General features: G+C 42.4%; 15 protein-coding genes. 8 read left to right on the plus strand and 7 right to left on the minus strand.

Annotated elements, in window-relative coordinates; translation table 11 throughout:
• Position 1: 1 nt before the first annotated feature.
• Positions 2-886, plus strand: a complete 885-nt coding sequence (locus tag ACIFSR_RS07925) for an ROK family protein (protein ID WP_430056468.1) — start codon at positions 2-4, stop codon at positions 884-886.
• A gap of 27 nt (positions 887-913) precedes the next feature.
• Entirely contained in the window at positions 914-1768 is an 855-nt protein-coding gene (locus ACIFSR_RS07930) for a MurR/RpiR family transcriptional regulator (protein ID WP_430056470.1), read from the plus strand.
• Between the two features lie 137 nt (positions 1769-1905).
• Here ACIFSR_RS07930 and ACIFSR_RS07935 read toward each other — a convergent pair whose 3' ends face one another.
• Together ACIFSR_RS07935 and ACIFSR_RS07940 are read right to left on the minus strand one after the other, a co-directional pair.
• Complete coding sequence (locus ACIFSR_RS07935; RefSeq protein WP_430056472.1) at positions 1906-2529, minus strand: acetate uptake transporter; 624 nt, start codon at positions 2527-2529, stop codon at positions 1906-1908.
• Positions 2530-2717: 188 nt separating this feature from the next.
• On the minus strand, positions 2718-3860 hold the full coding sequence (locus ACIFSR_RS07940; RefSeq protein WP_430056474.1) for an acyltransferase: 1143 nt from the start codon (positions 3858-3860) through the stop codon (positions 2718-2720).
• Between the two features lie 188 nt (positions 3861-4048).
• Between ACIFSR_RS07940 and ACIFSR_RS07945 the strand changes: the two genes are divergently transcribed.
• On the plus strand, positions 4049-4402 hold the full coding sequence (locus tag ACIFSR_RS07945; protein ID WP_430056476.1) for a VOC family protein: 354 nt from the start codon (positions 4049-4051) through the stop codon (positions 4400-4402).
• A gap of 267 nt (positions 4403-4669) precedes the next feature.
• Here ACIFSR_RS07945 and ACIFSR_RS07950 read toward each other — a convergent pair whose 3' ends face one another.
• Positions 4670-5296, minus strand: a complete 627-nt coding sequence (locus ACIFSR_RS07950) for a TetR/AcrR family transcriptional regulator (protein WP_430056478.1) — start codon at positions 5294-5296, stop codon at positions 4670-4672.
• Positions 5297-5412: 116 nt separating this feature from the next.
• Between ACIFSR_RS07950 and ACIFSR_RS07955 the strand changes: the two genes are divergently transcribed.
• The 4 genes from ACIFSR_RS07955 (at position 5413) to ACIFSR_RS07970 (ending at position 8250) form a co-directional block, all read left to right on the plus strand.
• Entirely contained in the window at positions 5413-6591 is a 1179-nt protein-coding gene (locus ACIFSR_RS07955; RefSeq protein ID WP_430056480.1) for an MFS transporter, read from the plus strand.
• Between the two features lie 177 nt (positions 6592-6768).
• Positions 6769-7290, plus strand: a complete 522-nt coding sequence (locus tag ACIFSR_RS07960; RefSeq protein WP_430056483.1) for an N-acetyltransferase family protein — start codon at positions 6769-6771, stop codon at positions 7288-7290.
• A 58-nt stretch (positions 7291-7348) separates the two neighbouring features.
• Complete coding sequence (locus ACIFSR_RS07965; RefSeq protein WP_339205649.1) at positions 7349-7942, plus strand: DUF1349 domain-containing protein; 594 nt, start codon at positions 7349-7351, stop codon at positions 7940-7942.
• A 74-nt stretch (positions 7943-8016) separates the two neighbouring features.
• Positions 8017-8250: a hypothetical protein gene (locus ACIFSR_RS07970; RefSeq protein WP_430056485.1), complete on the plus strand. Its 234-nt coding sequence runs from the start codon at positions 8017-8019 to the stop codon at positions 8248-8250.
• A 149-nt stretch (positions 8251-8399) separates the two neighbouring features.
• Here the strand turns inward: ACIFSR_RS07970 and ACIFSR_RS07975 are convergent, their stop codons facing one another.
• The 3 genes from ACIFSR_RS07975 to ACIFSR_RS07985 all read right to left on the minus strand — a co-directional run bounded on the left by ACIFSR_RS07975 (position 8400) and on the right by ACIFSR_RS07985 (position 11550).
• The gene (locus tag ACIFSR_RS07975; RefSeq protein ID WP_339205646.1) at positions 8400-9329 is read right to left on the minus strand and encodes a metallophosphoesterase family protein; all 930 of its coding nucleotides are present in this window, start codon (positions 9327-9329) and stop codon (positions 8400-8402) included.
• 173 nt (positions 9330-9502) lie between these two features.
• A complete protein-coding gene (locus ACIFSR_RS07980; RefSeq protein WP_430056487.1) occupies positions 9503-10348 on the minus strand; it encodes an aldo/keto reductase in 846 nt (281 codons plus the stop codon).
• A complete protein-coding gene (locus ACIFSR_RS07985; protein WP_430056489.1) occupies positions 10345-11550 on the minus strand; it encodes an MFS transporter in 1206 nt (401 codons plus the stop codon). The genes ACIFSR_RS07980 and ACIFSR_RS07985 overlap by 4 nt, the downstream gene beginning before the upstream one ends.
• A gap of 156 nt (positions 11551-11706) precedes the next feature.
• Here ACIFSR_RS07985 and ACIFSR_RS07990 point away from each other — a divergent pair, with 156 nt between their 5' ends.
• The gene (locus ACIFSR_RS07990) at positions 11707-12111 is read left to right on the plus strand and encodes a winged helix-turn-helix transcriptional regulator (protein WP_339205642.1); all 405 of its coding nucleotides are present in this window, start codon (positions 11707-11709) and stop codon (positions 12109-12111) included.
• A 62-nt stretch (positions 12112-12173) separates the two neighbouring features.
• Here the strand turns inward: ACIFSR_RS07990 and pepT are convergent, their stop codons facing one another.
• The gene (pepT, locus tag ACIFSR_RS07995; RefSeq protein ID WP_430057064.1) at positions 12174-13406 is read right to left on the minus strand and encodes a peptidase T; all 1233 of its coding nucleotides are present in this window, start codon (positions 13404-13406) and stop codon (positions 12174-12176) included.
• Positions 13407-13497: the final 91 nt, after the last annotated feature.

Here is a 13497-nt window from a genome sequence, read left to right on the forward strand (position 1 = left end):
CATGGGAATGAATATTTTAGCAGCAGATATTGGCGGTACCCATACGAAGATAGGCATTTGCGATGAACGAGGCCGAATCACTCAGTTCAAGGAGTATGCGACCGAAGCTCATATGGGCGGCAAGCATCTCATGGAAAAGCTGCTTTCCCAAATGGAGTCATATCAGCATTTTGATGCTGTCGCTATTAGTACGGCCGGACAAGTGAACGCGGATGAGGGCTGCATCTTGTATGCCAACGAGAATATCCCAAGCTATACAGGCATGAAGGTCAGAGAGATCGTAGAGAATCGGTTCCATAAGCCTGTGAAGGTTGAAAATGATGTGAATGCAGCTGCTTTAGGCGAGGCGTGTTTTGGAGCGGCAAAGTCGTTTACTGATTTTTTATGCTTAACGTTTGGGACGGGGATTGGCGGAGCTATCGTCATGAATCGTCAGATCTATCGTGGTGCGAGCGGCTCAGCTGCTGAATTCGGTCATATGTTTACCCGTCCATTGTCGCAAACGGATGGCGGCACGCGCAAATCATTTTATGAAACTTATGCCTCAACGACAGCCTTAATTCGAATGGCCCAAGAAGCTGATTCTGAAATTGTAGACGGAAAAGGTTTTTTTGATAAAATACAGGTAGGAAACGAACCATTACAACAAATATTGCATGCATGGACGACCGAAGTATCCGCGGGTCTGGCTTCACTCATTCATATTTTCAATCCACCTGCTATTATTGTAGGAGGCGGAGTGATGGAGCAGGATGAGCTTGTTCGAATGGTTGAGAAACAAACCAAAGCCTTAATTATGGAGAGCTTTGCGGGTGTGAACATCGTAAAGGCTTCTCTTGGAAATAAAGCTGGCTTATTAGGTGCGGCATCATTATTTCTACGCTGAATGGACAGGATTTAGGGAGGTGATCGGTTGCGCACTATCAATATTTTTACAACGATTCATTCGAAATACAACAACCTGACGAATACCGAAAGGAAAGTAGCAGACTACATTCTGGATAACTCGGAAGGTGTCGTCTACATGTCGATTACCGATCTTGCAGATCACTGTGGAGTGGGCGAGTCCAGCGTATTCCGGTTTTGCAGGTCGTTAAGCTATAAAGGGTATCAGGATTTTAAAATTGCCCTTGCACACAGCATCACTGCTGAAAACGAAATACCGCAGCTCACGGACAAGGTTCTGATGAATGATACGATGGATCAAGTGTCCTCTAAGGTGCTGTCATCGAACATAAGCGCATTGAACGAGACCTATAACTTAATCGATAATGAAAAAATGGATCAGGCGATCGAGCATTTGCTCCAAGCGGAACGGGTCATATTTTTTGGCGTAGGCTCCTCCTTAATGACGGCGATGGAAGCGAAAATCAAATTTATGCGTATCACAAACAAAATGGAATGCAGCATCGATTCGCATCTGCAGATGATGTCAGCGGCTTTGATGACGAAACGGGATGTCGCTGTCGTAATTTCTTATTCCGGTTCTACAAAGGATACGATTGAAGTAGCGAAAAGGGCTAAAGAAAGCGGTGCTACCGTCATTTCGATTACGAGGTTCGTTAAGTCGCCGCTGACCTCTTACTCTGATCTGACGCTGCTGTGCGGAGCGAATGAAGGACCTTTGCAGGGCGGCTCATTATCTGCGAAAATTTCACAGCTTTACTTGCTCGATGTTTTGTATGTGGAATATTTTAAAAGAACCTATGAAGATTCAATAAGGAATAAGGAAAGCACGGCTGCGTCGGTAGCTGTGAAGTTGCTATAAAGCTTACGGTGAACAAAAAGAGGTAGAGTGCGATCGTTAAGCACTCTACCTCTTTGATTTTCATAGAAAAAGCCGCTCTATCGGGGATCGGCACGAAGAGCGGCTGGCTTTAACATTGTTTAATGATGAGATTCCGATTATGAACGAGGCTTGAAGATGCCAAAAGGCCGACCGATTGGCAGAAACACACGCCCAAAATGGGTGTTCAATACAGCTGCGCCTGCGGCATATAGCGATAGGAGAGCAATCCCCATTTCAGCATAGGCAGCTAGTGCGTGGAACACGTCTGGTGCTACTCCGAATGCATCGAAGCTCAGTCCAAGGAAAAGCAGATCAATTAGAACGAAGATGAAGAATAATACTTTATTGGTCTCTGCAGCTCCGATAGTCATCAGCAGCGAGAAAATGAGATAACCGACAAAAGCAAAACCAAGCTGCTTACTATCTGCGATTGCAGCCAGCTCAGCGCCGAACACACCGAGCTTGATCAGCCAGCTGCCGGCCATCGCCATCCAGAAGAATGCATAAGCGCCAAAGGCGGTCATACCGAATGTATTGTTATGTTTTGCATCTTGAATAGAAGCAAAGAGCTGAGCAAAGGCGCCTAGAAAAATCGCCCATGGAATAACGAGGCTTAGACCGTCAGTTAAGCCGAGCTTCTGCGAGGAAGCTACGAGCGTAACGATAGCCAGCCCAAATAAGCCGATGGCGCTTGGGTCGGCTGTTACAATTTTGACATTGGAATGATGTTCATTATGCATGTTAGAAAAGAAACCTCCAATAGTTTTCAGGGGTAAACCTGCAATAGTATAGTTGATTCTGCCGATACCAGAATTTCTAGTTTAACGGAAAAGACCTAGCTCGCATAGGGGAAAATTATTGAAAACGCCCCTTTTGCCTTGTTTCAGCAGAGGGGCGTCACATAAATGTTTTAAATTCAGACTTTTGGCTACTGTCCGAGCGATTTCTGTTTGGGGATAGGCCCAAATAAAACCCAATGTCCTTTCACTTTTCCGGCCCAAGCAACGATGATCCATGAGCCAATTAAAGCCAGGAAGAAGCCTCCTGCAATCCATGCTCCGTAAACGAGCGGACTCCCATTCACATCCATCATACGGTAATATCTGAGGAACATCGGATGCAGCAAGTACATGCCAAATGATGCATGGCTGAGATGAATAAGTACCGATTTCAAATATTCCATACGGGATGCCTTAATCCGAAGGGCTAGATGAATAAGCAGCAAACAAGCCGAAGTAATATAAATTTCATTTTTTATTTGCACCAAAAAGCTATCGTTAAATAGTAGTTTTCCCTGCGCCTCACGCAAGAAGTAGATCACGTTGATCGTGCCGGAAATGACTACTACTACAATTAATGTGCTGCGTAAAGCAATGCTGCTGCGTTTGCGCTCCCAGAAGGCATAAAACTTCGTATAGTTGATTCCTATATAAGCCCCGATACAAAAGTACAAGCTGTATGCGAAAAAACCGCTGGTGACGTATTTGATTCCCATTTCCTTGGCGTTCAGCATATAAACCCACTGAATGAGAAGTCCGCCTGTGATCAGCCAATTGACGAGACGCGGCCATTTTCTCATCACATACCAAAGTACAGGGAAGAGCAAATAACACTGGATAATAATAAAGATAAAATACAAATGAGCATAGGTTTTTCCAATCAGCAATTTAACGAGAAAATCCCAAGTTTGAAAATAAGAGATAAACTGCTCGAAATTAATAAATCCGTATCTGAAATAGATGATAGTGGCATAATACATAAACGAAAATAGGAGAAACGGCAGCATAATTTTAGTGATGCGTTTCTTGTAGAACATCGTAGCTGTTTGTTTGTTTAATGGTTTATCATTGTAATTGTAGAAAAGAGATATGCCGCTGATCAGAATGAAGAGAGGTACGGCGAATTTGGATAACGTATTAAATAGGACAAGAATCAAAAACAGTGTGGAGTTAGGATCGGAATTGACTACTGAAGAGGATGTCGCGTGAATCATAATGACAGCAAGTATGCCAAATGCGCGTAGGCTCTCAAGCTCAGTCAAAAGCGCCTTCTTAGCTGGCGGTTGAGACATTTATGCACCTCGTGAGTAAGTTGATAATTTAACAATATTTGTTGCTAAAATGCTGACAAGCTAGTATAGCACAAAAGTGGAAAAGTATAATGTAGTAGTATGTGGAGAAATTGTGCGGGGCAGGGAAATTGAAAAAGGAACTTAAATGTAAATCTCGAATATCTAATGACAGACAGGAGTTAGATACAATGATAAAAGGTTTTGGCGGTATATTTTGGAGAACTAAAAATCTTGAAATGATAACAAAATGGTACAGTGAAGTGTTGAAGCTTGAAATAGGAAATTGGAATGGGGCGATGATAAAACCCGAATCCGGAAATGAGACTATTTTTTCTTTTTTTAACGAGAATGACAGTTATTTTCCATTAGAACAACAAGTGATGATAAATTTCCAAGTACATAATTTAGACGAGACTATTAAGCATCTTGAACATATGAATGTACCTCTTGCAAAGAACTTAGAGGTTAGTGAATTTGGGAAATTTATTTGGATTGAAGACCCAGAAGGTCGATTGATCGAACTTTGGGAGAAAAACGGGTAACAACAACTTAACAATCACTATGGCGAGGCTGCCGGTATGTAACGGCAGCCTCGTTGAACTAACAATCGAGTTTGAGGTCAGCAGGGAATACAACCTCGAAGTCGCATCAGTCCATTTTAGATACTAAGCTAATCATGAGAAATCCGTCTTTGATTAACGAAGGCGCTGTAATGGCTGGAACAGCAGCATGCACGGCAACCTTTTTACTCATTAAAAGTTGGTTCAAGAGAAAATAGCGTCAATTGCGTCTCGGCTGCGCTTTTGACGCTATTTTTGTTTTAGTGAGGTTTTTGAAAGGTTGGAAAAGGTAAAGGAATCTCCTAGCATACGCTCGATTATTCGTGTGAATGCCAGCTTCTTACGTTCTACTATATCTTCGGACCATAAGAAAATTCCGGGATCAAACATAAAGTTGATGCCAACTAGTATGAATTCGGCAGTTTCCTGTGGGTCTTGAATTTGAAAGATTCCTTCCGCCATTCCTTGATTCAGAATTTGTGTCACGTAAGGGGCACTGTCTTGTACAGCTTGTACGAGAACCTTCTGGTGAATCGATGCATTATGTTCATGATGCAGAAATTCAATAATTTTGCTCTCATCCTCGTATGGTTGTTCCCACAAGATGGTATACATCTTTGCTTCTACAGTCATTCCTTCGGTTTCCGCTAGAACTTTCACCATATTAACTTTTTCTTCAGCCAAACGTTCTACAATGGCGATCATAATATCATATTTGGTTTTGAAGTGATAATAAAATGTACCCTTAGCAATGCCCAGTTTATTGACTATATCGTCCACAGCAGTTTGATTGTAGCCATTTTCTCTGAATAACTCTAATGAGGCTTCTATTATTTCGGCGCGCCTAATTTCTGGTTTTTTATTAACTCTCGACAAGTTGTTCATCCTCCTCGTGTATTTACTCTATTGACAAACTGACTAAAAGTCAATAAAATTGGCTGGGCAAGATAAACCGACTATTAGTCAGTCAGGATAAAAAGGAGAAAATACTCATGAATCTGCGCATTATATTATATCTCATCGGCTTTAGTGCCTTTGCAGGATCGCTGGGGCAAAACTTATATACGCCTTTACTTGCCGACATGCAGAACGATCTGCAAACAACAAGTTATTTAATGAGCTTGACGATTTCTTTATTTTTGATTGCTTTAGCTGTCATGCAGATCGTATTCGGACCACTAGCAGATACAAAAGGAAGGAGAAAAGTGCTGTTGCCTGCACTCGCCGTATATTGTGTAGCATCTTTAGGCTGTGCATTTTCCTATTCCATTGAATCATTTCTGGTTTTCCGCGTCTTTCAGGGCATGGGCTCCGCAGCGGTTCCCGTTGTAGGAGCAGCAGTAATCGGTGACCTGTTCCGTGGAAAAGAATTGGCAAAGGGAATGGCTACTTACCAACTTATGCTTTTGCTTGCTCCAGCTATCGGACCTCTTCTCGGAGGACTCATCGGGGAAAAACTCGGATATCAAGGCGTGTTTTTCTTTTTGTCAATCCTAATCCTGCTGCTTCTGCTCGCCAATATGAAGCTCTTGCCCGAGACAAAGCCACAGAATGTATCCGCGACAAGGTTCAGCCTTAGCTCGTTTATTGTAATTTTTAAAAACCATCTCGGTGCTGTTGTTTTGTTATATGGATTTGTACAATGTGTAGTTTACTTAGTATATCTTGTGTTCTTGCCTCAAATCCTAAGTACGTCGTATAACATGTCTACGGGGATGGTTGGGATTGTACTGCTTATTATGTCCGCCTGTACGATTCTGAGTATTAGAGTCGGCAGTTGGATGCGTAACCGAATGGGAAGTGGACGAGCATTAATGTATGCATTCCTTTTACAATCGATTACAGTCGTTCTTTTTGCTTTAACCGCCAATCTCTCGTTACCGATTTTGATCGTGGATGTTTGCTTGTTCGGCCTCACGATGGGGCTGACTGTGTCCATGCCAACTACTATTTTGGCGGAACAGTTTCCAGAGGAACGCGCCACTGCCATCGGTGTGTATAACTTGATCCGATATATAGGCATGGCAATTGGCCCGATGATCGGCTCCTTACTTTATGTTGATTATGACTTGAAGCCTTTGTTCTTTACTTGTGGCATAGCCTATTTAATCTCTGTCTTAGCAGGAGGCATGTGGTTGAGTTCGAAGCGTCTGAGGGTTATTCCTTCTTGAGCAATTGGTAAAAGGCGTCACGTTGCGACAAATATTTTTTGCATAGCCACGTTTCGCCTCCGCCAATACCATTTTATTAATCTAGCGGGCAGGTCAGTTTAAATTGAGGGAGGGGAATTAGTATTGAGATGGAATATATACATTGAGCTTTACTTTCCGTAAGGAGGGGGAGATTCAATGTACATAAGAAAAGCTTGTTTAGAGGATGCAGAGAGTATTGCCAAGGTTCATGTTGATAGTTGGAAGTCTACGTATAAAAACATTGTTTCAGATGAGTTTTTAAAGAACCTTTCTTATGACCAACGAAAGAACTTGTGGAATCGTAATATCTCTGATAAGGAGAATTATACATTTGTCGCAGTAAATAATGAGGGAGAAGTCGTAGGATTTGCAGATTGCGGGAAAAGAGAAAGTAATAATATCGATAATTCTGGTGATTTAAAATCTATATATTTGCTTGAAGAATATCAAGGAAAAGGTGTGGGGAAGCAACTTTTCAAACAACTTTTTCTTCAATTTGAAGAACTCGGCTACAATAGAGTTTTTGTTGAAGTATTAGAAGATAATAAAACCCGTTATTTCTACGAATATTACGGTGCTCATTTATTTAAATCGGATAAGATAACAATTTCCGGCAATGAATTGAATCTTCTTATATATGAGTGGAGCAATATTGGCGAAGTATTATCTAAATTGTGAATACAGCGTCGAATAAGAAAAATATGTTTGTTAAATTTTGATTTATGGAGGAATCAAAATGGATGTAACATTCCAAAGAGATCACTTATTCTGGGTACATGAGCCTAAAGAATATACGATTACAGATGGAGAAATTGTGATTAAAACAGAAGCTGGAACAGATTTTTGGCAAAGAACCTATTATGGCTTTCAAAACAATAATGCTCCTGCTTTGTTAATGAAAACCAATGAGAAATATTTTTCGTTTGTAGTAAAAACGGAATTTGACAGTAAACAACGCTTCGACCAGTGCGGTGTAATTATCTATCAAAATAGTGATAACTGGATAAAGGCTTCTATTGAATATGAAAATGAAGAATATCAGAGATTAGGAAGTGTTGTAACGAACTTAGGATATTCTGATTGGGCAACTACGGATATTTCTGCAACAAAGAAATTTATGTATTACAGATTGAGCCGACGTGAAAGCGATTATTGTATTGAAAATTCTTATGATGGCATTCACTATAAGCAAATGCGTATTGCACACCTTTTTGAAGGAGCAGACAATATTCAGATTGGTATTTATGCTTGCAGTCCAGAAGACTCTTCATTTAATGCCGTTTTCACAGAAATGAAATTTACTGAATGCCAATGGAAAGAACACAAGTAACAAATTTCAGTTTAACTAATAGATAAATATAAATGATCGAATGGATAATTGGTAAGAGAAGGATATTCAAATTCATGGCTCATAAAGCGGGAAGAGGTATTATGGAACCACCAAAAGAAAGGTTAAAAGTAATTATGTTGTGTACAGCATTACCACTTGTAGCCGTTTCTGCATTCCTGTTCATATATAATTTCCCAAAAAAGATTGATCTTGAGTATCCAGCTTTGGAATATCGCGTAGGCAAACCTGAAAGTGGAGAAGTAACAACAATCAAAGTTAAGGGAACTACTAAATCCGCAAAAATCTGAAGCACCCCCATCGACAACAGGGATGCTCTATTAAGATATACAGTGTCACTTTATATAAAAACTATCTACGTCGTTGAGATTCCAGTATTATTACATCAGTTCTGTTTACACATTGGCGGTTCGTATTAATATCGTCCTAATGGCTGCCATTAACCTTTCTCAGGAAGATGTTCAGGCTGATTGACGACAACAGATCCATCATCTAGTCTCAGCCATGTTTGGAAGTCAGCTTCCCCTTCGGTCAATTGTATGATCCTTGCACCACGCGGAAAACCCTCTTTTCCATAGGTGTTATAGCCTGTAGCCCTTCCATAACATAGACGAATGCCGTGAAGCTCACCCCAGTAATCATTGATATGATCATGCCCTACGAACGTACCGCGGACATCTTTCATTTCAAGAAATGCTGTGAAAAGTCCGGAATTGATTTTTGGACTCGCTACGCCTTCGTGCTTCTGCCCATAGCAGGTATGCTCGTTCCATACCTCGTTATATTCGGGCACAGGGATATGGAAAAAAGCAAGCGAGGGCAGTGGCACATCATTGTTTTGTTTGGTCAAACGAGCGGATTGCTCCTTGTACCAGCCAATCTGGCTATGAGTTACCCAGGCATAGCCGCCAACGGGCTGATCGGCATACTCGCCTGAATCCAATAGATATAATGCGGCAGCGGGGCTGCTATTATTTTTAGAATGAATTTCTAGCACATAATTTCCAGCACGATCCCTTAGGCTAGGGCCCATTTCGGTTAAGCTGAGCGGTCTTTCCTGCTGCAAGCGAATAAGCTCTTCTCTGGTGGTGCCAACCTCGGTATCATGATTGCCAAATACAGCTGCCCATGGGATATTAAATTCTTCCGCTGCTTTGACAGCATTTTTAAAGGACTCTTGTCTATCAGTACAATGCTCGCTATAAATAACGTCACCGGTAAAGATCACCAAATCCGGTGATTCTTCTTGCAGGACGTTCTTCATTAGAGAATATGTTTGTAAATCCTCTTGCTGCCCGTTTTGCCAGTGCAGATCGGTAAATTGAACAATTTTGAATGTGCCGTCTTCTCGAAAGTTTAAGTTCGCCATAGTACCCTCCACTTGGATCTCATTCGAATGATTTTCGCCAAAAATACGTTATACGTACATTCATTTCGATATCATTCCGCATTATCCTGCAATAAGGCACTATTAAATAAGGGCTGTCCCAAACGTAGATGTATCTGCGTTTGGGACAGCCCTATTGTTGTTCCGCTATTATATTAAAAATCAAAGTTATCCGGATCTGGACCCACCCGAAGATTTTGGTTCAGAGCGTCTATCCGGGACAGCTCACTCTCAGATAGTTCAAAATCAAATACATTACTATTTTCGATGATGCGATGCTCTTTCGTTGACTTCGGAATCGTTACAATGCCATGCTGTAAATCCCAGCGCAGAATGACTTGAGCAATGGATTTGTTATGCTTTTCAGCAATCTCTTTAAGAACGGGATGATCTAACAGCTGACCTTGCATAAGCGGAGACCATGCTTCAATTTGGATGCCTTGTTTCTTGCAATAGTCGATTAACTCTTTCTGCGTTAGCTGCGGATGGAGCTCCACTTGATTGATCATCGGTTTAACGGCAGCGTCTTTCATTAACGTCTCCAAATGATGAATCTGGAAATTGCTTACGCCAATAGCTTTGACTCGGCCATCCTTGTAAAGGGTCTCTAAAGCTCTCCACGCCTCTTGGAATTTGCCTTCTACAGGCCAATGAATCAGGTACAGGTCAAGATAGTCTAAACCGAGTTTATTTAGCGTAGTTTCGTAAGCCGCTAGTGTAGATTCATATCCGAGATCAGCATTCCAAACCTTTGATGTGACAAAAAGCTCTTCTCTGGTCACGTTATACTCAGCCATAGCTTCACGAATGCCTTGTCCGACACCTGTTTCATTGCCATAAATAGCTGCGGTGTCAATACTGCGGTAACCGTTTTTAATCGCTGCTTTGACGGACTCAACCAGCTCCGAGCCATCCTCAACTTTAAAGACGCCAAGACCAAACCAAGGCATTTGAACACCGTTGTGAAGTGTAGTTGTATCCTGTAAATTTTTTGCGATCATAATGAAGCCCTCCTGTGTTTTGTTTCATCTTTTTTCTCTAAAGCTCTAGCCCAGCCGGTTAAAATAACAGCGCCGAGAACCATCAATCCCCCAACCCATGCCGTATGAATAAGTCCCATCGAGTCCGTAACGACACCGCCCAAATAGGCGCCAATGGCGATACCTGCGTTAAACGCAGCGATGTTGACAGCCGAAGCGACATCTACCGCCTTCGGCGCATAACGTTCAGCGAGCATCACGACATGCACTTGCAAGCCGGGTACGTTCATGAATGCAAACAGTCCCATCAAGATAATCGTAATTAAGCCAACCACTTTAAATGGTGCGGTGAAGGTAAGAACAAAGAGTATGACAGCCTGCAAAATAAACATGTAAAACAAGGCGGAAATCGGCTTCTTATTGGCAGCTTTCCCACCAATGACATTGCCGATGGCGATGGCGATGCCGTATACCAAAAGAATGGCCGCTACCGTACTTTCCTTAAATCCGGTTATATCGTGAAGCAACGGGGATAAATAAGTAAAGACAACAAACGTACCCCCGTACCCAATAGCAGTAATCGCGAATGCAAGAAGCAATCGTCCATTCGTAACCAGCTTTATCTGCTCGCGCAGCGGTGTTCGAGTTCCTTTGCGCAAATCGGAAGGAATCAACACCATATTGGCAATAAAAGCGATAACGCCAATAAGAACTATGCCAACAAAAGCAGCACGCCAGCCCATATGCTGTCCAATCCAAGTACCTAACGGTACGCCTGTAACGGTTGCTACAGTGAGTCCTGAGAACATAATTGCGATTGCGCTAGCTCTGCGGTTCTCGGGAACGAGATCGGCTGCAATGGTAGCGCCTATTGACATAAATACGCCATGAGCCAGTGCTGAGATGACGCGTGCGGTAAGTAAAATACCAACGCCGCTTGCCGATGCCGCAAGACTGTTCCCAGCAATAAAAACAATCATGATCCAAAACAATAATGTTTTTCTCGGAATCGTAGATGTTAAAGATGTTAATATTGGAGCTCCAAAAGTAACTCCAAGAGCATACAACGTAACGGTTAGTGCCGATGTTGTAACCGATATATTCAAGTCTTCAGAGATAAGCGGGAGAAGCCCTACACTGATGAACTCTGTTGTCCCAATCGCAAAGGCGCTTATGGCTAACGCTAGAAGCGCAAGGGTACTTCTTTTTTTATCCAATGCCATTTGTATAACCCCTTTTGTATGGTATTGCCGGCCGGTAAGTGCTATTATGATGGGTTTAGGCAGTAATGAACAGTACGTACTTTGAAGTGCTATAGGTACTAAAAAGTAATAAATGTATGAACAGTAGGCGATAGCTCGGTTGGGGAGGATATATCTATGATTAAGAAAAAATACAATATTTCAGTGGAAGCGACCCTCGAGGTTATTGGAGGAAAATGGAAATGTGTAATCCTTTGTCACTTAACGCATGGCAAAAAAAGAACGAGTGATCTCAAACGTATTATGCCCTCCATTACACAAAAGATGTTAACGCAGCAGCTGAGAGAGCTGGAGCAAGATGGCATCGTGAATCGAATAAGCTACAATGAGGTCCCGCCGCGGGTTGAATATGAGCTCAGTGAATACGGATGGAGCTTAAAATCAATATTGGACTCCCTTTGCTCATGGGGTGAGATTCATATTATTAAAGAATACGGCAATAAGGCTGCCGTATTGGAAGACAATGGCCTAAATAATCTTGAGATGGATATCGTCGAACAGGAAGAAGATGTGCTTTGTTAAACCATCAAAAAACAAACAGGCTGTCGTCATGTGGACGACAGCCTGTTTGTTTATGACGATCATTAAGCTTTTTGTTCGTACAGCTTAACGATTTCAATAATCGTATTGACGGCTTGTACCATATTGTTAACCGATACATATTCAAATCGGCCATGATAATTTTCTCCGCCGGTGAAAATATTCGGTGTCGGTAACCCCATGTAGGAAAGCTGCGAGCCGTCTGTGCCGCCGCGAATCGGCTCGATTAGCGGGGTAATGCCAAGGTTGATCATCGCTTGCTCTGCGATGTCTACGACTTGGATCACCGGCTCGATTTTCTCCTTCATATTGTAGTATTGATCCTTTATTTCAAGCACAATACGTTCTTCTCCGTACTTCGCTTTCAGTTCCTCTACGATACGAGCAAGCTCCAGCTTTCTTTCATTAAATCGGTTGCGGTCATGATCACGTATCAAATAATGAAGCTCTGTTTGCTCGACGTCGCCCTGAATGGATGACAGGTGGTAGAAGCCTTCATGGCCTTCTGTCTGCTCAGGTGTTTCATTAGCCGGCAGTTTTGCGTGGAGTTCCATCGCCATTTTGGCAGCATTGATCATTTTGCCTTTGGCCGTTCCGGGATGCACGTTTTTGCCCTTGCATATAATGACGGCGCCAGCGGCATTAAAGCTTTCGTATTGAAGCTCGCCCAGCGGACCTCCATCCATTGTATAGGCATAGACCGCATCAAAGGCTTGTACATCAAACTTATGCGGGCCTCTGCCGATTTCTTCATCTGGCGTGAAGGCTACTCTTATTTTACCGTGCTTCAACTCAGGATGATTAATGAGATGAGCCATCGCTGTCATGATCTCAGTTATGCCTGCTTTATCGTCTGCGCCAAGCAGTGTCGTGCCGTCTGTTGTAATCAGCGTATGGCCTTTATAGCCGTGCAGCTCTGGGAAATCGTTCGGCGACATAATGATGCGCTGTGCTTCATTTAAGATAATGTCGTTCCCGTCATATTGTTCAATAATTTGCGGCTTGACGTTCGTGCCAGTAAAGTCAGTTGCTGTATCGATATGTGCAAGAAAACCGATGGTTGGGATTTCTTTATCCGTATTGGCTGGAAGGGTAGCCATGACATAGCCGTTAGCATCCATCGTCACCTCTTGCATGCCGAGGGCTTTCAATTCTTCTACTAGCATGTTAGCTAACGTCAGTTGTCCAGGCGTGGAAGGGCAGGTTTCACTGCTTTCATCGGACTGTGTGTCCACCTGCGCGTAAGTGATAAATCTGTTTATAATCTCGGTTTTCATCATTCTCAGCTCCAATACAAATAGTCATATAGCAAAATACAATACAAAAGCGACGTATCTTCATCGTCACTAGAAGTGGTCTCTAATCTGT

The sequence above is a fragment of the Paenibacillus sp. NRS-1760 genome, assembly GCF_050467785.1.
Taxonomy (GTDB): Bacteria; Bacillota; Bacilli; order Paenibacillales; family Paenibacillaceae; genus Pristimantibacillus.